General features: G+C 44.8%; 17 protein-coding genes, 2 tRNA genes and 3 rRNA genes. 7 read left to right on the forward strand and 15 right to left on the reverse strand.

Going from position 1 to position 23,096, the window contains the following annotated elements; all coding sequences use genetic code 11:
- The first annotated feature begins 78 nt into the window (after positions 1-78).
- From MN210_RS11605 to cutA, 3 genes are all read left to right on the forward strand, one after another.
- On the forward strand, positions 79-444 hold the full coding sequence (locus MN210_RS11605; RefSeq protein WP_011961338.1) for a hypothetical protein: 366 nt from the start codon (positions 79-81) through the stop codon (positions 442-444).
- Between the two features lie 138 nt (positions 445-582).
- Entirely contained in the window at positions 583-1,302 is a 720-nt protein-coding gene (gene purC / locus MN210_RS11610; RefSeq protein ID WP_338412247.1) for a phosphoribosylaminoimidazolesuccinocarboxamide synthase, read from the forward strand.
- A 140-nt stretch (positions 1,303-1,442) separates the two neighbouring features.
- The gene (gene cutA, locus MN210_RS11615; protein ID WP_011961340.1) at positions 1,443-1,754 is read left to right on the forward strand and encodes a divalent cation tolerance protein CutA; all 312 of its coding nucleotides are present in this window, start codon (positions 1,443-1,445) and stop codon (positions 1,752-1,754) included.
- A gap of 14 nt (positions 1,755-1,768) precedes the next feature.
- Here cutA and yjgA read toward each other — a convergent pair whose 3' ends face one another.
- From yjgA to MN210_RS11680, 13 genes are all read right to left on the reverse strand, one after another.
- A complete protein-coding gene (gene yjgA / locus MN210_RS11620; protein WP_011961341.1) occupies positions 1,769-2,278 on the reverse strand; it encodes a ribosome biogenesis factor YjgA in 510 nt (169 codons plus the stop codon).
- Between the two features lie 169 nt (positions 2,279-2,447).
- The gene (gene rapZ, locus MN210_RS11625; protein ID WP_241878637.1) at positions 2,448-3,395 is read right to left on the reverse strand and encodes an RNase adapter RapZ; all 948 of its coding nucleotides are present in this window, start codon (positions 3,393-3,395) and stop codon (positions 2,448-2,450) included.
- 66 nt (positions 3,396-3,461) lie between these two features.
- Positions 3,462-4,322 carry a pantoate--beta-alanine ligase gene (gene panC, locus MN210_RS11630; protein ID WP_241878638.1) on the reverse strand — a complete coding sequence of 287 codons (861 nt, stop codon included), beginning with the start codon at positions 4,320-4,322 and terminating at the stop codon, positions 3,462-3,464.
- Between the two features lie 19 nt (positions 4,323-4,341).
- Positions 4,342-5,154 carry a 3-methyl-2-oxobutanoate hydroxymethyltransferase gene (gene panB, locus MN210_RS11635; RefSeq protein ID WP_338412248.1) on the reverse strand — a complete coding sequence of 271 codons (813 nt, stop codon included), beginning with the start codon at positions 5,152-5,154 and terminating at the stop codon, positions 4,342-4,344.
- 74 nt (positions 5,155-5,228) lie between these two features.
- Entirely contained in the window at positions 5,229-5,756 is a 528-nt protein-coding gene (gene folK, locus MN210_RS11640) for a 2-amino-4-hydroxy-6-hydroxymethyldihydropteridine diphosphokinase (protein ID WP_011961345.1), read from the reverse strand.
- Positions 5,757-5,792: 36 nt separating this feature from the next.
- Entirely contained in the window at positions 5,793-7,937 is a 2,145-nt protein-coding gene (gene pcnB / locus MN210_RS11645) for a polynucleotide adenylyltransferase PcnB (RefSeq protein WP_338412249.1), read from the reverse strand.
- A 146-nt stretch (positions 7,938-8,083) separates the two neighbouring features.
- On the reverse strand, positions 8,084-8,680 hold the full coding sequence (locus MN210_RS11650; RefSeq protein WP_338412250.1) for a rhomboid family intramembrane serine protease: 597 nt from the start codon (positions 8,678-8,680) through the stop codon (positions 8,084-8,086).
- Between the two features lie 53 nt (positions 8,681-8,733).
- Positions 8,734-9,729: a 5'-nucleotidase gene (locus tag MN210_RS11655; protein ID WP_338412850.1), complete on the reverse strand. Its 996-nt coding sequence runs from the start codon at positions 9,727-9,729 to the stop codon at positions 8,734-8,736.
- Between the two features lie 147 nt (positions 9,730-9,876).
- Positions 9,877-9,990, reverse strand: a 5S ribosomal RNA gene (rrf, locus tag MN210_RS11660).
- Between the two features lie 162 nt (positions 9,991-10,152).
- Positions 10,153-13,006 (reverse strand): 23S ribosomal RNA (locus MN210_RS11665).
- 320 nt (positions 13,007-13,326) lie between these two features.
- Positions 13,327-13,402, reverse strand: a tRNA-Ala gene (locus tag MN210_RS11670).
- Positions 13,403-13,533: 131 nt separating this feature from the next.
- A tRNA-Ile gene (locus MN210_RS11675) sits at positions 13,534-13,610 on the reverse strand.
- Positions 13,611-13,671: 61 nt separating this feature from the next.
- A 16S ribosomal RNA gene (locus MN210_RS11680) occupies positions 13,672-15,206 on the reverse strand.
- The 16S, 23S and 5S rRNA genes sit together here with 2 tRNA genes alongside, the layout of an rRNA operon.
- Before the next feature lie 965 nt (positions 15,207-16,171).
- On the opposite strand from MN210_RS11680, the gene thrS reads away from it, so the two are divergent.
- The 3 genes from thrS to MN210_RS11695 all read left to right on the forward strand — a co-directional run bounded on the left by thrS (position 16,172) and on the right by MN210_RS11695 (position 20,194).
- Positions 16,172-18,106 carry a threonine--tRNA ligase gene (gene thrS, locus MN210_RS11685; RefSeq protein WP_338412251.1) on the forward strand — a complete coding sequence of 645 codons (1,935 nt, stop codon included), beginning with the start codon at positions 16,172-16,174 and terminating at the stop codon, positions 18,104-18,106.
- A 23-nt stretch (positions 18,107-18,129) separates the two neighbouring features.
- Positions 18,130-18,633: a translation initiation factor IF-3 gene (gene infC, locus MN210_RS11690; protein WP_011961350.1), complete on the forward strand. Its 504-nt coding sequence runs from the start codon at positions 18,130-18,132 to the stop codon at positions 18,631-18,633.
- A gap of 307 nt (positions 18,634-18,940) precedes the next feature.
- The gene (locus MN210_RS11695) at positions 18,941-20,194 is read left to right on the forward strand and encodes a toxic anion resistance protein (RefSeq protein ID WP_011961351.1); all 1,254 of its coding nucleotides are present in this window, start codon (positions 18,941-18,943) and stop codon (positions 20,192-20,194) included.
- 119 nt (positions 20,195-20,313) lie between these two features.
- Here the strand turns inward: MN210_RS11695 and ahpC are convergent, their stop codons facing one another.
- Positions 20,314-20,880, reverse strand: coding sequence for an alkyl hydroperoxide reductase subunit C (gene ahpC / locus MN210_RS11700; protein WP_241878641.1), 567 nt, complete (start codon positions 20,878-20,880; stop codon positions 20,314-20,316).
- A 527-nt stretch (positions 20,881-21,407) separates the two neighbouring features.
- Between ahpC and MN210_RS11705 the strand changes: the two genes are divergently transcribed.
- Complete coding sequence (locus MN210_RS11705; RefSeq protein ID WP_011961353.1) at positions 21,408-22,319, forward strand: hydrogen peroxide-inducible genes activator; 912 nt, start codon at positions 21,408-21,410, stop codon at positions 22,317-22,319.
- 69 nt (positions 22,320-22,388) lie between these two features.
- On the opposite strand, the gene MN210_RS11710 is transcribed toward MN210_RS11705, so the two are convergent.
- Positions 22,389-23,093, reverse strand: a complete 705-nt coding sequence (locus MN210_RS11710) for a M48 family metallopeptidase (RefSeq protein WP_241878642.1) — start codon at positions 23,091-23,093, stop codon at positions 22,389-22,391.
- Positions 23,094-23,096: the final 3 nt, after the last annotated feature.

The raw sequence follows: 23,096 nt of genomic DNA on the forward strand, positions 1-23,096 counted from the left end.
CTTTTGAAGATAAGTGGCTGTTTTATGCCAATTACCCACGCTGGGTTTGCATAAAGCGCCACTGACAAAGGATTTCCCATGCACCAAACCCAACTTTCTAAAACTTCACCAAAGCCGGTTAATGCTGCTCTTAGCACCGCTATACAACTGCTCATTGTCGGTGCGAGTAGTCTGGCTATTCTATCAGGATGCCAAGCCACCAAAGGCGTATTTGGTAAGGTTGATGATGGCAGCTTGGCTTACCAAAAAGCTGAAAAGCTTGATCCAATTCAATTGCCTGCAGACCTAGAAGCAGGCCCATTTGTTCCACTTTATGCCACACCCGCTGTTGGGGTAAATACGCTTGATCTTGAAAATGAGTCTGGTAAACGCTTCGAGCTACCACCGCCTTATCGTCAAGTACTGGGACAAAAATCTGGCGATATTGAGTCTGATTCTAACTAGTCTGATGCTCTAATTTAGTACACTATACCCTGCGTTTATGCGCCCAGTCGCGTGATTGGTTGCACTCACATTACCCTTTTCAACCCCCTCTTAGCTAAGATACTTATCCCACTTAGCTATTTGCATAGGACTTAAATCATGCAGCTTCAAAAACAAGACCTCCTTTACAAAGGCAAAGCCAAATCTGTTTATGAAACAGAGAACTCTGATTATCTGATACTTCATTTCCGTGATGACACCTCAGCTTTTAACGGTGAGCGCATCGAACAGTTAGGCCGTAAAGGACAAGTGAATAACCGCTTCAATGCGTTTATCATGCAAAAGCTTGCTGAAGCCGGTATTGAAACTCATTTTGAAAAACAGCTTTCTGATGATGAAGTATTGGTAAAACGCCTAGAGATGATTCCTGTAGAGTGTGTGGTACGTAACTTTGCTGCCGGCAGCTTAGTACGCCGCTTAGGTCTAGAAGAAGGACAGCCTCTTACACCCCCCACTTATGAGCTGTTTTTCAAAGATGATGCGCTAGGTGACCCTATGGTTAACGAATCATTGTCTGTATCTTTAGGCTGGGCGACACCTGAGCAATTAGCAAAAATGAAAGATCTTACCTTCAAGGTTAATGACGTGCTAAAAGAGCTGTTTGATGCAGGCGGTTTGATGTTGGTTGATTTCAAACTTGAATTTGGTGTGTTCCAAGACCGCATCGTATTAGGGGATGAGTTCTCTCCAGATGGCTGCCGTATTTGGGACAAAGAAACCAAGAAAAAACTAGACAAAGACCGTTTCCGTCAGAGCCTAGGCGATGTTATCGAGTCTTATGAAGAAGTGGCTCAACGTATCGGCGTTCCAATGAACTAAAAATGACTGCTAATGTGTAAAAAAGGCCGACTATGAGTAATTTATAGTCGGCCTTTTTTTTCGCCTTGCACTGTGTGGGGGCATCTACAGTTAACGACCCGATTTAAGTCTTATAATAAACCCTTAAGGAGTCTCTATTTATGTACAAACTAACCGTGTTTATACCAGATTCTGATCTACAAGCAGTCAAGGCCGCTTTATTTAAGGCAGGTGCTGGTCATATTGGTAACTACTCTCATTGCTGTTGGCAGGTGCAAGGCACAGGGCAGTTTATGCCCTTATCAGGCAGTCAGCCGCACATCGGTCAGCAAAACCATATAGAGCAAGTAAATGAGTGGCGGGTCGAGATGGTGGTGGCCAAAGATAAGATAACAGCCGTTATAGAGGCTTTAAAGCAGGCGCATCCTTATGAGACGCCCGCTTACGACGTGATAAAGCTAGAGTCGTTTTAGATACGTTAAGCCTGCTAAGCTAACTGAGTTAAAATGGCAACCTCTTTAATATAGCTCATTAAATCATCTTCAGATTCTTGCAGCAGCTCATCATCATTCATGTGCTTGGCATACTCAATCCACAATAATAGCTGATAAACGCTGTTGCGCTCAGAGGCTTTAAACTGTTTACCAAACTGTTTGAGAGTGCCTTCATCATGGATGTTTAAGCGGGTGAACCAGCCTTCAATCTTAGCCGCCTGCTCATGACTAAAGCGGATTTGAAATAGAGCATCTACCAAGGCATGACGATCCTCCTCACTGATCAGCTTACCCACACGCTTGATTTGACGATTGCGAGCATTCGCACTGGTTATGTCGGCTAAAGCCATCAATTCTGCCAAAAAATACTCAGTGGTTGGCAGCTTTTTCATCTGTTTTTTTGATAATGCAGCTAAGGGCACAGACAGCTGTTGTAAGCGTTCGTGTGCTTTTTTTAGCTCAGTGCGAGAAACTCGCATATCATGTTCGGACCAATCAATCATAAAACTCTCAAATTATTAATAAATAAACTTGCGCGGCTGGGGCTAAAACGTTCATAGCGCCGCAATTTTCCTAATATTATCACCTGCTATTTTTACCAATTCGGCAGGCAGTGGTGCTATAGGCGATACTTTTAGCATGTTGTCTTTATGCGATATAAGACCGTATCTTTTAGGCTTTCCAGTGCGCTTTTTCTCTGTGCTTAACCATCAGCTTAATCTCACGTGGTAGGCTCTCACTTAACATGCTATATAAGGATTCAGCAAGAAACACTGATCGGTGCTTACCGCCTGTACAGCCTACGGCGACTGTCACTGTGTGACGATTGTTATGCAAAAATTCAGGTAGCCAGCGGTCCAAATAGCGATAGATATCTTGCTTCATCTCTTCAACTTGGGGAAAGTTGGCAAAAAATTCTGCCACTTCGGTATCTTTGCCAGTTTTGACGCGAAGCTGTGGCTCCCAATGCGGATTGGGTAAGATACGCACATCAAACACGAAGTCTGCATCAATAGGCACGCCATATTTAAACCCAAAAGACAAAACATTCACCGTGATTTGATTGTCCGCTCCCACATATTCGCGTACCAACTCTTTTAACTGGTGAATGTTCAGCTGACTGGTATCAATGGTAATATCAGCATTGCCCGATATCGGACGCAGCGTTTCAGTCTCTTTTATGATCGCGCTGGGCAGGTTTTTGATTTCGTAATCATTAACTGCCATTAGAGGATGTACACGGCGAGTAGCAGCAAATCGAGCCACCAATACCGACTCTTGAGCCGTCACATACATAATTCTGACTTTATCAGGCCCATAGCTGTTTAGCAAAGTGTCATATATGGCTGAGAAGCTGGCTGAATCTGCCTTTAAGGTGCGTATGTCTACCCCTAACGCCAGATTAGTAATACCGCCATCTTCGGTAAGCTTATGGGCGGCATCAGAGAGCAAAGACAGCGGCATATTATCAATCACATAATAGCCCAAATCCTCTAAGATATTAAGCACTGACGTTTTGCCCGAGCCTGAACGCCCTGAGACGATAAGTACATCCACACCGCCTGTCGAAGGTACTCTTGGTTCTAAGTCAGCAGTTACCACAGACTCATTGGCCGACATAAAGCTTGCTCCCTATTTTATGATACGACAGATAATAACGACCCAAGGTTATCACCGCTTAGGCGCTTAGGCATTTACCTCTTGATTATCGAGTAAGCGCGCCTTGCCAAGCCAGGCTGCTACAGCGATAACCCACTGCTTTTGACCGTAAAAGTCCGTAATCTCGCTCAAATCTTGATTGCTAACCTCAAGATAATCCACCCTAAAGCCTACATTATTTATTTGTGCTATCGTGTCTTCGATTAAGGCCTGTAGCTGTTGATTATTAGCGATAGGGGTATTTTTAAGTTTTTGAGCCAATTTACTCAGGTGTTGATTTAACATCGGTGCAATCTGACGCTCTGTTTCGGTAAGATATTGGTTGCGAGATGATAAAGCTAATCCATCTACTGCCCGCACCAAAGGCGCGCCAATTATTTCAATGTTATAACTTAAGTCACGCACCAATTGCTTAATGATGGCCAATTGCTGATAGTCTTTTTTGCCAAATACTGCCACATTCGGCTGCACGATATTAAACAGCTTAGTCACCACAATGCCGACCCCATCAAAATGTGTAGGACGTGACTTGCCACATAAATACTGGCTGATAGCACCGGCTAATACTTGAGTAGGCGGTGGCATGACAGGATACATCTCCTCCACGCTTGGCGCAAAAATATAATCTACCCCAGCCTCAGTCAGCTTTTGGGTATCGGCCTCAAGCGTGCGAGGATAACTGTCTAAGTCTTCCCCCACACCAAACTGAGTAGGGTTAACAAAGATACTGACCACTACCACATCTGCGTGCTCTTGTGCCAGTTTTACTAAAGAGATATGGCCGTCATGTAAATTACCCATGGTAGGCACTAGGGCGATTTTTTTGTCCGTGCGAAGCGGATGCAACGCTTGCTGAAGATCTTGGATGGTGTTAAATGTGATCGTCATAACTGTTGTCCGAAATTAACTAATTGAACTGATGCTCAGCTTGAGGGTAGCTGCCTTCAATGACTGAGTTATGAAACAAAGCAAAAGCCCCTTCCACACTGCCGGCGTATTCACTTTTTTGATTGCGCTCATCAGTCAAGAAATCATGGACAAAGCGAGCAGTACGCTCGTGGGTCACACCCAGCATGTCATGCATCACCAGTACTTGACCATCAGTATCCGCACCTGCACCAATGCCAATCACTGGCACATCCACCGCTTCAGTTACCGCTTTGGCCAAGGAGGCTGGAACACATTCTAACAAGATCAGTGAGGCGCCCGCCGCTACCACAGCATGAACATCGCTCATAAGCTTAGCGGCCGCATCATCGCTTTTACCTTGCACTTTATAGCCACCAAATACGTTTACTGACTGCGGTGTTAAGCCTAAATGTACACAGATAGGGGCGCCTGCCTTAGTCAATGTGGTTACCATCTCGCTCAGCTCTGCCCCACCTTCAAGCTTAATAACTTGAGCACCAGCCTGCATCACTTTGCGCGTATTGGCAATGGCATCTTCTACTGTGACATAGCTCATAAAAGGCAGATCAGCTAGGATAAGGGCATGTTTATTGCTACGACTCACATTGCCAGTATGATAAACAATATCCTCTACCGTTACAGGTAAGGTTGAGTCATTACCCTGCACCACCATGCCTAAGCTATCTCCAACTAAGATGGTATCTACTTGAGCATTTTGCATCATTTTTGCAAACATAGCATCATAGCAAGTTAGGCAGCTGAACTTACGACCTTCTTTTTTGTATTTTTTTAAAGTGGATAAAGTAATCATAGAAAGTACCTAGGCAAAATGGGTAAGAACAAAGAAGTGCGCGCTGGTATAGCGGTACTGATTGAAATGAGAGGTTAAGAAGGATTGTCATCCAAACGGGTCAGTCCCGTCCAGTCATGAGTGGGTGCCAAATCAGTTATCAGCTCACCTTGTATCACAAGCTTAGCATTGAGCTCAGCTAAAGGAATAAGCACAAAATTACGCAGTTTAATCCCTGGATGCGGCACAGTTAACGTACGCGTCGATACACTCTCATCACCATAAAGCAGCACATCCACATCCAAGCTGCGCTCACCCCAGCGGCGTAGGCGTACTCTTTGTGCTTGTTGCTCTAAGTGTTGGCACACTTCTAACAGTTGCTGCGCGCTAAGCGAGGTCTGCAGCTCGACCACAGCATTGATAAAATCCGGCTGATCTTGGGGCCCCATAGGCTTAGAGGCATATAACGAAGAGGCACGCACTTGCTCAATTTGTGGATGCGCACTTAAGCTGGCTATGGCCTTAGCAATATGCTCACTGGGCGTACCTAGCTCATTGCTTAGATTGCCACCGAGTCCAAGGTAGCAGGTTTTTAAAGCTCGAGACTCAGACAGATTGACCATATTAGTGGTTATCCTCTTCCAAATGCTTAACAAAAGTTACGACTGGCTTGTTTCGCTCACACTAAGCATCGAGCTTGGTTGACGACGACGACGTGTGGCAGGAACCCGCTCACTTTTTGCAATTAGACTATTCACATCAAGGGTTGCTGCCGCCTTTGACCGTTTTTTTGCTACTTCCGGCTTAGCCTTTCTGGTTTCGCTATCAACTCTCGTTTCGCTATTAGCGGGTACCTCAACTAATGTCTTAGCAGCTTTACTGTTATTGGCAGGCTTTTTTGCTTTGGCAGACTTAGCGTCGGCAGAAGCGGCGTTGTTAGCAGCTGGTGTTACGTCGGCTTTAGTGGATGACGGCTGAGCGGTAGCGAGCTTAGCCTGCGCTTGTTCAGACTGGCTCATCTCTTGACTGGGTAGACGACGACGGCGCTTGGCAGGTACTGGTTCAGACTTAGGCAATAGCACGGCCTGTGACTGAACTTGAGCGGTAGCCTGATCTAGCTTAGCTTCCTGCTTTTGAGGCTCCTGCTTTTGAGAATTCTTAGCTTTAGCAGGTTTAGAGGCAGTCTCGGTGCGCCCTGCTGCTTTACTTTCTACCTCATTTTGTACGCTGGTAGCCTGTAACTCTGCCTGCGCCTCAATACCTGGCTGCTGCGGCACTTGTTTGGCCATTTTTTCAGCATTAATAGTAAATAGTGGGCTTGGCTGATTGTGCTTGGGCGACTGCTCACTCACTAAGTTACCTAATGACAGCTTCTCAAGCTGGGCTCTTTCTTCTACATAGCGATCATCTTGAGCAGCGTCTTTTGGCTTAGAATCAAGCGCTGCCTTGTGTTTGGGCACTTTTGGCTTATAGCTATTGGTGGCCTCAGTATTGGCTTGTGCGTCTATTGGGTTTTGCTCCTCGATGCGATTTCTATTACGGCTACGATTGCGACCTGACTTACCGCTGCCACGGCGCGCATCACCTGCAAAGTTATCAATGGCTTGCTGCTTTTGTTTTTCAGATAGGGTCTGGTAAGTCTGCCACCACTCACCCATGCCATTGGTCGACTCAGATAAAGGATTGAGCTCATCATCACACTGCTCACGCAATAATAAAAAGTCGAACGCAGCGCGAAAACGAGGGTGCTCGGCCAACTGTGGGATCTGCTTTACTCTAGGATTGGCAAGCTTGGGCTGCATAACCCAGATATCACGAATAAATTGCTCAGCAAAACGAGGAATGGCTGTTTTTACCCGTTGACGGTCAATGACCTTACTTGCTGCTTGCAATTGTGCATCATGAAAAGGCATGTTTTTCTTTTTAAACTTAGCCAATTGATGCAAATAATTCTCCCACAACAAAGCGGCATAGAAGAACGCTGGATTAATACTTTTGCCCAGAGCAATACGCTTATCGGTATTAATGGCCACTTGATTAACCAGTCGCGTGGGCGCTTGTGGTGGATAAATAATCAAATGACGAATGGCACCATATTCAAATAATAAGGGCAATAAAGGGACCAAATAGCCGCCGGTAAACATTTTTTGTGATTCATCATACAGACGGTGCGGAGACACTTGATCTAACAGCGCCCAATTATCATCATGAAACTGATTGGACAGCTCTTCATCAAACTCAAAACCCAACTTTGCTTTAAAACGTAAAGCACGTAGCAGACGAACGGGGTCTTCTTCAATACGCAAAGGCGCATGACCTAATAATCTTAGGGTCTTATTTTTGATGTCGTCTAAGGCATTACAAAAATCATGTACCACGCCTTTTAAAGGCTGATAGTACATGGCATTGATAGAAAAATCACGGCGCGCAAAATCTTGCTCAATATCGCCCCAGACGTTATCACGCACAATCATGCCATCACTGGTGGCATGCGCATCTCCCGTTGGTGGCGCACGAAAAGTAGCCACTTCAATCATATCACGGCCAGAATACACATGCGCCAATTGAAAGCGGCGACCGATAATACGGCAACGTTTGCCAAATAAGTTTTTTACTTCATGCGGTCTGGCATCAGTTACGGCATCAAAATCCTTTGGACTTAAGCCCAAAAGTGTATCGCGAACCCCGCCACCGACAATATAGGCATCAAAACCACCCTTGTTTAAAGTGGCAATCACTTCAATAATCGAATTGGGTAAATCCGCCTTACTTAACCCTAACTGCTTGGCTGAACGTTCTGCCATGCATCTACTCCCTACAAACCAACAAAAGCGCTGTATTAACTGCTATCAATTATAAGCAGTAACACTAGGCATATATAAGCGTTAGTGTAACAAATTTTCAAGGCTGCTGCCCAACATACTCAACCTAAGCTACATTAATCAGTCAGTTAGTAAGCCTGACCATAATAATGCTTAGAATTTGCGCCTAATAGCAGCCCAATACACAGACCACCAAAATGAGCAGCAAAAGAAATACCGGCTTGCGGCATTAGCCCCTCTCTAAGAATCAGCCAATAACTGGCACTCATCAGCACACAGGCCAATAGATAGCCCCAACGCCTAGCAAAAAATGCACCACCAACCATATAGCCCAACATAGCAAAAATCAGACCTGAAGCACCAATATGAATCGAAAAAGGAGAGCCGAGCCCCCAAGTCATCAAGCCTGAGCCAATAATGAGCTTAACCATAGTGCGATAAGCATTGCGCTCAAAGATACCAAACAAAAATAAAATCTGCACCAACACCAACGTATTGCCCATCAGATGCGCGAAGCCATCATGCATGGTCCAAGAGGCGGTAATCCCTATCAAGCTACCAAGGCTTAAAGTGCGTGGTACGATACCAAAAGCATTCCAGTAATCAAACAGCACCAACCTATTGATAAAAAACATGCCCCAAATAGGGATCAACATGAAGGCATACAAGCCAAACACTTGCTGAATGCGCTGCCCGACTAATCTAAAGATTCTTTGCCAATTCATAAGTCATGCCGTATCAAAAGTCATAGATGGCGTAAAAGCGCCTCTGTTAACGGCTATTTTTCGGTCAGTTGCCAAGTGTGTGAGTGTAGCTTCGAGGTGGAATGGTATGGTACAAGACCTGAAGGCACATAATTTCTAGCGGCTTCAATATGCTGAATAGAGTCATCAAAGAAAATATGTGGGGCAAAACTCTTAAGAACAGCCGTCTTCTCAAGCCCCCCTAAAAAGAAAGCCATATCAACCGTAACGCCCCATTGCCGCAAAGTTTTGATAGCGCGCAAATCAGCGGGCGAATTCCGTGCGGTCACTAGTGCAATCTGAATGGGCTGCTGCGCCTCTAAATTTGGCAATCTTCTTTGCAACACCGACAACTTAATCAGTAAATCTGCATAGGGCCCTTTTTCGATGGGTAAGTCCGCCATCTTAGCCTCTCTATCATGAAAGGCTTTAAGTCCTTTTTGCTTATATAGCAACTCACCTGAATCATCAAATAGCACCGCATCACCATCAAAGGCAATGCGTAATTGATCTGTGTCTAATTTAAAAGTATTAACAGGAGTAGCGTCTAAAATAGCACAAGCGCAGATTTGAGCGTCAGCCACTCTTTGAGCATCCTCACGATTTGTGGTCAAAAACAAATCCACCTTAAAATCTGCAATATAATCCGCCACTTTCGCACCTGAAATAAAGGCGGAACGCGTAATGCACAGACCTCGCTGCCGTATAGCATTCAGCACTCTAATACCTGTCTCAGGACAGCTTTTTGAAATAATCACCACTTCAACTAAAGGAGCATTATTCTGATAACTGCTGTCACTGGTATTTTGAGCACATTTATTCAAATTAAGAATGGCTTCAATCAACGGAAAGCCAGCGCCAGTCTCTAATGGCTCATTTTCACGCTCATACATATACTCCCTAAAACTTTGGGCAGCAGTTAGAGGATCTTTTTTAATCAACTGCTCACGATAGGTTTCGGATTCATTTAAGTCAAAAAGTGCGGTTGCAGAGATTGCAACAATAAGGGTATTAGATAAATCAATGGCCATCTGAGTACTCATAGAGCTTATAAAGATTACTGTATTCTACCACTAATTTCTAAACAACCCCTTTATTGGTATGTTGCACCGCTAATAAAACCCCTCTGCAAAGGAAAAAGCCCCCATTCGGATGAATGGGGGCTTTAAGGTATAGGGAGCTGACGATGACCTACTCTCACATGGGCGAACCACACTACCATTGGCGCGACGATGTTTCACTTCTGAGTTCGAGAAGGGATCAGGTGGTTCCATCGTGCTATTGTCGTCAGCAAAGGGGGTATAGATATGAGTTGGTTAAGGGTGAGCTTAACTTTGTTTGACTATTATATCAAGAACCTGAATCAAGTCACTGTTAATAAGTGATTATTTATAAATGATTATCAGGATGATATCGAAATAATTATAGCTTATACAAAACCACTTGGGTGTTGTATGGTCAAGCCAAACGAGCAATTAGTACAGGTTAGCTACACGCATCACTGCGCTTCCACACCCTGCCTATCAACGTCCTAGTCTTGAACGGCTCTTAAGGGAAATCTAATCTTGAGGTTGGCTTCCCGCTTAGATGCTTTCAGCGGTTATCCAATCCGAACGTAGCTACCGGGCAATGCCATTGGCATGACAACCCGAACACCAGCGGTTCGTCCACTCTGGTCCTCTCGTACTAGGAGCAGATCCTCTCAAATTTCCAACGCCCACGGTAGATAGGGACCGAACTGTCTCACGACGTTCTAAACCCAGCTCGCGTACCTCTTTAAATGGCGAACAGCCATACCCTTAGGACCTGCTTCAGCCCTAGGATGAGATGAGCCGACATCGAGGTGCCAAACACCGCCGTCGATATGAACTCTTGGGCGGTATCAGCCTGTTATCCCCAGAGTACCTTTTATCCGTTGAGCGATGGCCCTTCCATACAGAACCACCGGATCACTAAGACCTACTTTCGTACCTGCTCGACTTGTGGGTCTCGCAGTTAAGCGCGCTTTTGCCTTTATACTCTATGAACGATTTCCGACCGTTCTGAGCGCACCTTCGTACTCCTCCGTTACTCTTTAGGAGGAGACCGCCCCAGTCAAACTACCCACCATACATTGTCCTCGGTATTGTTATACCTGAGTTAGAACCCCAACATGACCAGGGTGGTATTTCAAGGATGGCTCCACAGATACTGGCGTATCTGCTTCAAAGCCTCCCACCTATCCTGCACAAGTCAGGTCAAAGTTCAATGTAAAGCTGTAGTAAAGGTTCACGGGGTCTTTCCGTCTAGCCGCGGGTACACAGCATCTTCACTGCGATTTCGATTTCACTGAGTCTCTGCTGGAGACAGCGCTGCCATCATTATGCCATTCGTGCAGGTCGGAACTTACCCGACAAGGAATTTCGCTACCTTAGGACCGTTATAGTTACGGCCGCCGTTTACTGGGGCTTCGATCAAGACCTTCGCATACGCTAAGCCCATCAATTAACCTTCCAGCACCGGGCAGGCATCACACCCTATACGTCCACTTTCGTGTTTGCAGAGTGCTGTGTTTTTAATAAACAGTTGCAGCAGCCTGGTATCTGCGACTGTCAATAGCTTACACCGCAAGGGTTTCACCATCGACAGCGTACCTTCTCCCGAAGTTACGGTACCATTTTGCCTAGTTCCTTCAGCAGAGTTCTCTCAAGCGCCTTGGTATTCTCTACCTGATCACCTGTGTCGGTTTAGGGTACGATTCGTTTATGACTATAGTTTAGAAGCTTTTCCTGGAAGCATGGTATTTGCCACTTCGCTGTACAAGTACAGCTTGCTATCAGATCTCAGTATTAACAGCCCGGATTTGCCTAAGCCGTCTACCTACATCCTTCCACCTGGACAACCATCGCCAGGCTGGCATAACCTTCTCCGTCCCTCCATCACATCATAAACAAGTATCGGAATATTAACCGATTTCCCATCGACTACGCCTTTCGGCCTCGCCTTAGGGGTCGACTCACCCAGCCCCGATTAACGTTGGACTGGAACCCTTGATCTTCCGGCGTGCGAGCTTTTCACTCGCATTATCGTTACTCACGTCAGCATTCGCTCTTGTGATACCTCCAGCATACCTTACGATACACCTTCACAGGCTTACACAACGCTCCCCTACCACTTGAAACAATTTTCAAATCCGCAGCTTCGGCTCCTAGTTTGAGCCCCGTTACATCTTCCGCGCGGGCCGACTCGACTAGTGAGCTATTACGCTTTCTTTAAAGGATGGCTGCTTCTAAGCCAACCTCCTAGCTGTCTATGCCTTCCCACTTCGTTTCCCACTTAACTAGGAATTTGGGGCCTTAGCTGGCGGTCTGGGTTGTTTCCCTCTCCACGACGGACGTTAGCACCCGCCGTGTGTCTCCCGGATATTACTCATCGGTATTCGGAGTTTGCATCGGTTTGGTAAGTCGGTATGACCCCCTAGCCGAAACAGTGCTCTACCCCCAATGGTATTCGTCCGAGGCGCTACCTAAATAGCTTTCGGGGAGAACCAGCTATCACCGAGTTTGATTAGCCTTTCACCCCTATCCACAAGTCATCCCCTGGCTTTTCAACGACAGTGGGTTCGGTCCTCCGGTGCCTGTTACGGCACTTTCAACCTGCTCATGGATAGATCACTCGGTTTCGGGTCTATACCCTGCAACTATGGCGCCCTATTAAGACTCGGTTTCCCTACGGCTCCCCTAACGGTTAACCTTGCTACAGAATATAAGTCGCTGACCCATTATACAAAAGGTACGCGGTCACACCTCAAGGGTGCTCCCACTGCTTGTACGCACACGGTTTCAGGTTCTATTTCACTCCCCTCACAGGGGTTCTTTTCGCCTTTCCCTCACGGTACTGGTTCACTATCGGTCAGTCAGGAGTATTTAGCCTTGGAGGATGGTCCCCCCATCTTCATACAGGATTTCTCGTGTCCCGCACTACTTAATATGCTTCATTATATGTTTCGAATACGGGGCTATCACCCACTATGGCCAGCTTTCCCACACTGTTCTTCTACATATAAATCCGTCGGCTCCTCCCCGTTCGCTCGCCGCTACTAGGGGAATCTCTATTGATGTCTTTTCCTAAGGGTACTGAGATGTTTCACTTCCCCTCGTTCGCTTCCTAATAAATTAGGATACCTAGCTTACGCTAAGTGGGTTTCCCCATTCAGAAATCTCCGGATCACAGGATATTGCCGCCTCCCCGAAGCTTATCGCAGGCTGTCACGTCTTTCATCGCCTCTGACTGCCAAGGCATCCACCATGTGCGCTTAATTACTTGACCATACAACCCCAAAGGGTCTTTAGTCTGTAATTATAACGATATCACCTTGATAATTTACGCTTGATTCAGTTCTCTTTACTTTGTAACCAACCCCTTGGGATAACAACTGATGTCATTAAAAGGTTGGTTACTGGTTAGACAATGGCTCAGTGAATGATTCATCGTCTAACCGTATTACAACTCATATCTATGTTTTTAAATAGTAATAACGCTGTCATCCAGTCGTCATATAGTTTCTGTATAAAACAGAAGTAAGTAATCGTTTTATCAATTGCTTAATTCTGGCTTATATCTTTTCACTCTTAAATCTGTATCCAATATGGTGGAGCCAAGGAGAGTCGAACTCCTGACCTCCTGCGTGCAAGGCAGGCGCTCTACCAACTGAGCTATGGCCCCTGAGCGAGGATACAGTCAAAGCACTGCTTTGACCCGAGCGCAAGAGAATTTTCCTTAAAGGGAAAATTCTAAAAGCCCAATTTCCTAGTAGAGCTTGAAACCTCTTAGGCTTCACTGTACTCAGAGATAAGTGGTGGGTCTGATAAGACTTGAACTTATGACCCCCGCGTTATCAACACGGTGCTCTAACCAGCTGAGCTACAGACCCTTAAGAGCTTGCTAAATCAAAGAACAACTTGTTGTGAATTCTTGCTGACCGGATGCGTCAATAAGGAGGTGATCCAGCCGCAGGTTCCCCTACGGCTACCTTGTTACGACTTCACCCCAGTCATCGACCACACCGTGGTGAGCGCCCTCTAAAAGTTAGGCTACCCACTTCTGGTGCAATCAACTCCCATGGTGTGACGGGCGGTGTGTACAAGGCCCGGGAACGTATTCACCGCGGCATTCTGATCCGCGATTACTAGCGATTCCGACTTCATGGAGTCGAGTTGCAGACTCCAATCTGGACTACGATAGGCTTTTTGAGATTCGCATCACATCGCTGTGTAGCAGCCCTCTGTACCTACCATTGTAGCACGTGTGTAGCCCTGGTCGTAAGGGCCATGATGACTTGACGTCGTCCCCGCCTTCCTCCAGTTTGTCACTGGCAGTATCCTTAGAGTCCCCGGCCAAACCGCTGGTAACTAAGGAAAAGGGTTGCGCTCGTTGCGGGACTTAACCCAACATCTCACGACACGAGCTGACGACAGCCATGCAGCACCTGTATTCTAATTCCCGAAGGCACTCCCGCATCTCTGCAGGATTCTAGATATGTCAAGACCAGGTAAGGTTCTTCGCGTTGCATCGAATTAAACCACATGCTCCACCGCTTGTGCGGGCCCCCGTCAATTCATTTGAGTTTTAACCTTGCGGCCGTACTCCCCAGGCGGTCTACTTATTGCGTTAGCTGCGTCACTAAGGAATCAAGTTCCCCAACGACTAGTAGACATCGTTTACGGCGTGGACTACCAGGGTATCTAATCCTGTTTGCTACCCACGCTTTCGAACCTCAGTGTCAGTATGATGCCAGGAGGCTGCCTTCGCCATCGGTATTCCTTCAGATCTCTACGCATTTCACCGCTACACCTGAAATTCTACCTCCCTCTCACCTACTCTAGCCTAACAGTATCAGATGCAGTTCCCAGGTTAAGCCCGGGGATTTCACATCTGACTTATTAAGCCACCTACGCTCGCTTTACGCCCAGTAATTCCGATTAACGCTTGCACCCTCTGTATTACCGCGGCTGCTGGCACAGAGTTAGCCGGTGCTTATTCTGCAGCTAATGTCATCGTCTATGGGTATTAACCATAGAGTCTTCTTCACTGCTTAAAGTGCTTTACAACCAAAAGGCCTTCTTCACACACGCGGCATGGCTGGATCAGGGTTGCCCCCATTGTCCAATATTCCCCACTGCTGCCTCCCGTAGGAGTCCGGGCCGTGTCTCAGTCCCGGTGTGGCTGATCATCCTCTCAGACCAGCTACAGATCGTCGCCTTGGTAGGCCTTTACCCCACCAACTAGCTAATCCGACTTAGGCTCATCCAATAGCGAGAGCGCAAGCGCCCCCTTTTCCCCGTAGGGTGTATGCGGTATTAATTCGAGTTTCCCCGAGCTATCCCCCACTACTGGGCAGATTCCTAAGTATTACTCACCCGTCCGCCGCTCGTCAGCAAGAAGCAAGCTTCTCCTGTTACCGCTCGACTTGCATGTGTTAAGCCTGCCGCCAGCGTTCAATCTGAGCCATGATCAAACTCTTCAGTTTAATCTTGCTATGAAGCTCTTTAAAGAAGCTTCTAAACTTGGCTCATTCAATACTAGCAAATTGCTTTTCCGTATGTTTCATATAATGAATTAACTTCGAGTTTTTCTACTAATAAAGAATGATAATTTTTATAGTTAGTCACATCACCGAAAAGATGACGTCCCAACTTTAATTTTTAGCATCCTAAATCAGCAAAAATCCACACAAGTTGTTCTTTGATTTAAGCTTTTAAATAGTTGACTTATTACGTCGTCCGTATTAAGTTAATCACACTAAGAGAAGTTTAAGCAATTTGCTTTCCTACTTAGCGAGCCATCCAGTATACCATCAATTCGGTATGTGTCAAGCTTTTGTTTTAATTCGTTTCATCAGGTAACAATCTCTAAATCTTATCGATTATCAATCCCGTTGTCCCGATGAGGTGCGTATTATAGACGCTTTATTTTCTTAGTCAAGGGGTTTTTTCGCTTTATTTGATTTTTTGTCATTCAGCTTGGCGCTGTATACTTTAAATCAAAATAATCCAGTAAATCAAAATAATCCAGTTAGCTTTCAACTGCTTATTTCTAATCAGTTTTTTCAAAACTTGTTTTTGCTCTTAACAGAGCTGCGTAGTATATACCCTTTTACATTTAGTTCAAGCCAAAACTCAAAAAAACTGTTGTTTATATCACTATTTAAACACACTTTTGATTACGCGCAGCTCAGCTTTAGTAGAGTTACCTATATAGTAGGTTTAAATTTAATCACAAAGCTTAAGCCAATCAGGTTTTTCACTATCTTTAAAACGTTAAAGGATTAGCTATAAAAACTGCGTTAAAATCCTTTATAATAGAAGCAATGACGAATTATTAACTGGCCTTACGGTCAGTTTTTCTGTTTTAATGGTTGTGTTTATTATAATCATCACAATTATAGTGATGGTGTCCTTCTTATTTGCGTTATAGATTATTGGATTTAATATTATGGTTGCAATTACTTTACCTGATGGCAATGTAAAAGAGTTTGACGGTGCGACAACAGTGATGGACGTGGCTCAAAGTATTGGCCCAGGCCTTGCTAAAGCAACAATCGCTGGACGTGTGGATGGTAAGCTTGTGGATGCAAGTGATCCGATTACCCAAGACGCAAGTGTTGAAATTGTGACCGCAAAAGACAAAGATGGCGTCGATATTATTCGTCACTCTACCGCACACTTACTAGGTCATGCGGTTAAGCAGTTGTATCCTAACGTAAAAATGGTTATTGGCCCTGTTATTGAAGATGGCTTTTATTACGACATTTTTAGTGAAAAGCCCTTTACCCCAGAGGATATGGCCGCTATTGAAAAGCGTATGGCGGAGCTGATCAAGCAAAATTATGATGTCATTAAGAAAATGACCCCACGTGAAGAAGCGATTAAAATCTTTGAAGAGCGCGGTGAAGATTATAAGCTCAAGCTAATCGCAGATATGCCAGAGGAAAAAGAGCTGGGTCTGTATCATCATCAAGAATATGTAGATATGTGCCGCGGCCCACACGTACCAAACACCCGCTTCTTAAAAGTATTTAAACTGATGAAAATGAGCGGTGCTTATTGGCGCGGTGATGCCAAAAATGAGCAGCTCCAGCGTATCTATGGTACCGCCTGGGCAGATAAAAAAGATTTACAAGCTTATATCCAGCGTATTGAAGAAGCTGAAAAGCGTGACCACCGTAAAATTGGTAAAGCGCTGAATTTATTCCATATGCAAGAGCAGTCGCCAGGTATGGTGTTCTGGCATCCAAATGGCTGGACCATTTATCAAGTGCTTGAGCAATACATGCGTAAAGTACAAAAAGACAATGGTTATCAAGAGATCAAGACACCACAGATTGTTGACAGAAGCTTGTGGGAAAAATCAGGACACTGGGGTAACTATGCGACCAATATGTTCACTACCTCGAGTGAAAGCCGTGATTATGCAGTAAAACCGATGAACTGCCCTTGCCACGTGCAAGTATTTAACCAAGGCCTAAAGTCTTATCGTGAATTGCCAATTCGTTTGGCAGAATTTGGCTCTTGCCACCGTAATGAGCCCTCAGGCTCTCTACATGGCTTGATGCGGGTACGCGGCTTTACTCAAGATGATGCTCATATCTTCTGTACCCAAGCCCAAATTCAAGAAGAAGTAGCCAACTTTATTAAGCTAACCTTGGATGTCTATAAAGACTTTGGCTTCGACCAAATTGAGATGAAACTCTCTACTCGCCCAGAAAAACGTGTGGGTACTGACGAATCTTGGGACATCGCCGAAAAAGCCTTGGCTGATGCGTTAGACAGCTCAGGTCTTGAGTGGGAGTATCTGCCTGGTGAAGGCGCATTTTATGGTCCAAAAATTGAATTTAGCCTAAAAGACAGCTTAGGCCGTGTGTGGCAGTGCGGTACCATTCAGGTAGACCCCAATATGCCTGAGCGCTTAGAGGCTGAGTTTGTCAATGAGAACAATGAGCGTGAAACGCCCATTATGCTGCATCGTGCGATTCTAGGATCGTTTGAGCGCTTCTTGGGCATGCTAATTGAGCATTATGCCGGCTGGATGCCTGTATGGCTTGCGCCGCAACAAGTGGTGGTCATGAACATCACTGACAAGCAGGCTGATGCCTGTCAAAATGTGGCCAGCGAGCTACAAAATGCCGGTCTGCGCGCCATTACTGACTTGCGTAATGAAAAAATTGGATTTAAGATACGAGAAAGAACACTAGAACGTATTCCCTATATGCTAGTATTAGGGGATAAGGAAGTTGAGTCAGGACAGGTTAACGTACGTACTCGTGAAGGCGAAAACCTTGGCGTCATGTCTGTGGCCGACTTTATCGAATTAGTACAGAAAGCTGTCGCCCAAAAGGGTCGACTAACAACAAAAACTGATGAGGAGTAATACCTATTAAACAGTCAAACCGTTTGAACATCAACGAAGAGATTCAGCAAAAAGAAGTTCGCTTAGTGAAAGAAGATGGCGAACAGATGGGCGTTGTCGATATTGAAACTGCCCGTAAAGCGGCTCGTGATGACAATCTAGATTTGGTTGAATTGGTACCGGATGCTAAGCCGCCTGTTTGTAAGATTATGGACTACAAGCGCTACTTGTATGACCAAAAGCAAAAGGCGAAAGAAGCTAAGAAAAACCAAAAGCAAACTCAGCTTAAAGAGATGAAACTTCGCCCAAGTACTGACGAAGCCGATTACCAGGTAAAACTGCGTAAAATCATCAGCTTCCTAGAAGATCAGGACAAGGTAAAAGTAACCATCCGTTTCCGCGGTCGCGAAATGGCTCACACTGAGCTTGGCCGCCAACAACTTGAGCGTATCATTGCAGATACCGCTGAGATCTCAAATGTCGAGCAACATCCAAAAATGGAAGGCCGTCAGATGGGTATGCTACTTGGCCCAACACGTAAAAAATAATTCGCTAATAAAGCGTGATAAGCCCATCGGTTTGTCACATTTAAAGCAATTAATATTACAGTTATGAACGATACCGCCAATTTGCAGCAGCAGATTGGTGGTTTTTTTATGTGCCAATCTATTTTTAGCCTATCCCATAAGGCTGTCTTTTAATGAAGTTCACTTAACCATTAACATTGTTTACTTATAATCAATATCATAGGTTTTCTCTTTCTTGTAGTATTTATTTTATAAGCTTAAAGTTTTTGATACGCCCCTTCTTTACTTTACTTATCAAAACACACTAAAACAACTATAAGGACCTGTTATGCAAGAATTGACGCCTCCAGAAAATGCCACCACGCCTTCTATTAGCTTAACGCCGCCTGAGCCGGTAAAAGAAGTACCCACCAGTGAAGCGGATCAAATTGTGAAGCTTGATCCTAACCAAATCCCTGAGCTAGATGCCAAAGTAGATGCTTTTGTTAATCATGTTTTGACCAACCCAGTACAAAGTAGCGAATTTAAGCAAAACGTGCAGTCTATTCACAACTTGGGTAACCAAGAAATCCGTGAATCGGCACAAGTATCAAACCGCATGCTTGAGCTACCTGCCAAAAGCTTGGACAAAGGCTTATTTGACAACTCCCCTATCGCCAAGTCATTGACTGAACTGCGCGGCATCGTTGAAGACTTAGATCCCAGTAAAAAGGAGCTGACCAGCTCACGCAAACTGTTCGGACTGATTCCGATGGGCAACAAGGTGCAAGATTATTTTCGTCAATATGAGTCGGCGCAGTCACACATCAATGCGGTAGTGACCAGTTTATATAATGGTAAAGATGAGCTGCTTAAAGACAATGCCATGATTGAACAAGAAAAAGTCAACATGTGGAATCTTATGCAGTCCATTCGCCAATATGTTTATGTGGGCAAAAAAATTGATGAGCAATTGGAAAAGAAAGTCTATGAGATTGAGGCCACAGATCCTGAAAAAGCACGCATCATTAAAGAGGAAATGCTGTTTTATGTGCGTCAAAAGAACACCGACTTTTTGACTCAATTAGCGGTCAACGTCCAAGGCTATTTAGCACTAGACACCATCCGCAAAAACAATCTGGAGCTGATAAAAGGGGTTGATCGCGCCACTACTACCACAGTATCGGCACTTCGTACTGCTGTGATTGTGGCTCAAGCAATGACCAATCAAAAACTGGTCTTAGATCAAATCAGTGCACTGAACAAAACTACCAGTAGCCTAATTGAATCTACTTCAGCCATGATGAAGCGTCAGTCTACAGAAATTCATGAGCAGGCCAGCAACAGTACCATTGAGCTTGATAAACTACAAAGTGCCTTTAATAATATCTATGAGACCATGGATATGATTAGTGACTATAAAGTGAAAGCTTTGGATAATATGAAACAGACTGTTGACACCTTGACCACTGAGGTAGATAAGGCGCAAAAATATCTTGATAAAGCCAACCAAACTACGGTCCTTGAAGTTACCAAAGAGATTGATACCAAAAAAATCACCAATCAGACCAATGGTTCTAATACGGTAGATATTGATATCTAATGGTTGTAGCCATCTTATTGTGATAAATTCAAGACATAAAAAAACCCCGCTAATTTTTAATAGCGGGGTTTTTTATTATACGTCTAACTCAATGCTTTGGTTCATTGATCCAGCATTAATTAGATTTTACCGACTAAGTCTAGGCTTGGCTTAAGCGTTGCTTGACCTTGTTCCCAGGCAGCTGGGCATACTTCACCGTCGTTTTCACGAACGTATTGAGCTGCTTTTACTTTGCGAACTAGATCTTTTGCGCTACGGCCGATACCGCCTGCATGGATTTCAGCAACTTGGATGTTGCCGTCTGGATCTACGACGAATGTACCACGTTCAGCCAGACCCGCTTCTTCAATCATTACGTTGAAGCCACGAGTGATACGGCCAGTTGGGTCACCGATCATTGGGAAAGTTACTTTACCAATAGCTTCTGAAGAATCGTGCCATGCTTTGTGAGTGAAATGAGTGTCAGTAGATACTGAGTACACTTCTACGCCTAGGCCTTTTAGCTCTTCATACTGAGCGGCCATGTCTTCTAGTTCAGTTGGGCACACGAAAGTGAAGTCTGCTGGGTAGAACATGAAGATAGCCCATTTGCCTTTTACGTCGTCTGAAGTGATGGTTTTGAACTCACCGTTAACGAATGCTTCAGCTGAAAACTCAGGGATTTCTTGATTAATAATTGACGCCATGTTTTGGCTCCTTTTTTTGGTGGGTTTAATAAAAATTGTTATTTTGTACTTTGTTGTGATTTATCAATACGACTAAATGCCGTGTTATTTTCTATAGCTTTGGAGAAACTTTATTTTAGAAAATTAAGTCCGCTTGCTTGGCTTAACCTATCATAACGCGATTACATTTCTATGACGTTAAAGGTTGTGAGCATAAGTGGTGGTTTTATGTAGCTACTGGTTGAAATTATCCAGTTGATAACCATATCGTTATCTTATAAACCCAATGCTGATAACCGTTTAAGCAGTGCCTGTTGCTAACTACAAGACCTATTATAGCAAGCGTTTATCTTTAATCTATTTTAAAGATTTTAACGTGATGTTTTGTTTAATAAAACATAGACCTACTTCTTATCAAGCTGTTATCATTATACATGGCCCCGTTTAGGAGAGATTTCAAGCTTCAATCGCACAGTTAACTTACTACAGACTTGCCCTATATACTGCCTATCGCAATCTATCAACCGCTGACCCACAAGAGAATTTTAATGATCACTTTAAGACAACTAGAATTTGCCATTGCCGTAGCCAAACACCGTCATTTTAAGCGCGCAGCAGAAGAGTGCAATATTTCTCAGTCGGCGTTGAGCTTAGGTATTGCAGAGCTTGAAAAACAACTTGATACCCAGATTTTTGAGCGCAATAATAAACAGGTGTTAATTACCCCCATTGGCGAAGAGATTTTAATCCGTGCTCAGCGTGTCTTCTCAGAAATCAATGACTTAACCACTCGTGCCCACAGTCATCAGACGCCTCTAGCCTACCCCATGACTGTCGGTATGATTCCGACCATTGCACCTTATTTATTACCCAAAGTACTCCCTGAATTAAAGGCTCAATACCCAAATTTTCGTATGACTGTGGTTGAGCAGCAGACCGAACGCCTGCTCGAACAAGTCCGCTATGGTCATATCGATACGGCCATTATTGCACTGCCTTATGCGGTAGATGGGCTACATACTTTTGAGTTTTGGCAAGAGGATTTCTTTGCTATCTTCCCACAAGACAATCCCATGGCCACGCTTGACACCATTAGTGCAGATGAGCTCGGTGATGCCAACTTGATGCTATTAGGTGAAGGCCATTGCCTAACTGATCATGCACTGAGTGTGTGCTCATTTGACCGAGATGAATTCAAATCCAATTTTTCAGATGCCAGTTTGAACACGTTAATTCAAATGGCATTGGCTGGTATGGGTACCACTTTAATTCCAGAAATGGCTTTAAACCAAGTGCGCCACCAAAACAATGAGGTGGCTACTGTGCCTTTGGCTGAGGCCGGACCACACCGTCACATCGCTTTTGTCACTCGTTTGAATTATGCACGGGTTGATGATGTCAATTTATTAGGCACTATCTTTAAAGCCGCTTTTGAGGCAGACAAGCAAACCAAAAGATGAGCTTAAAATCTTGCTCAACAAAAGCCCCTATCACACTCACAGGGGCTTTTTGCTATGCGCTAAGTTTTGCTAATCTATCAAAATTGATCTGCCTGCCAACATATCATGCCAGCGTTTGTAGTCTGGCATGGCATGCTTTACCTGATTCCAAAAGGCGGTGCTGTGATTGGCATGATGTAAATGACACAGCTCGTGCACGATGACATATTCAGTGCACTCAATCGGATAAGCTGGCAAATACACCGACAGCCAAATACGTTTAGCCCGAGTATTGCAGCTGCCCCATCGAGTGCTCATCTTTTTTATCCGCATCTCGTTGGCGTATGCCCCCACGATCGGCTGCCATTTGGCAAATAAATCTGGCATAACCTGCTGCAGCTCACGGCGATACCAGTTAATTCGCTCAGTCTCGCTCATAGTTAATGATTGCCGCTGTCCCCATAATCTAATAACGGATAGATTATTCGAGGGCGAAGACTCTTTGGTACTATGACTATCCGGCAATGGACTCTGTATCAAGCTTTGGCGTTTTAACAGTACCGCATGCTGAGCAATCGCCCATTGTATACGCCGAGCCAAAGCGGCCATAACCTGTTTATCACTGGCGTAGTGCGGAGCTGAGACCGACAAGATATGTGGCCTGAGCCGAAAATTGATGTTTTTCACCCGCTTTCGTGTGACTTCAAGGGCAATACCGGCTTCTGCTAACCTGCGCCTTAGTGGCTGATGGTCATCAAGGGGCGGTGTTTGTGAGGGCACATGATTCAATCGCATTGA

The organism is Psychrobacter raelei (genome assembly GCF_022631235.3).
GTDB classification, from domain to species: Bacteria; Pseudomonadota; Gammaproteobacteria; order Pseudomonadales; family Moraxellaceae; genus Psychrobacter; species Psychrobacter raelei.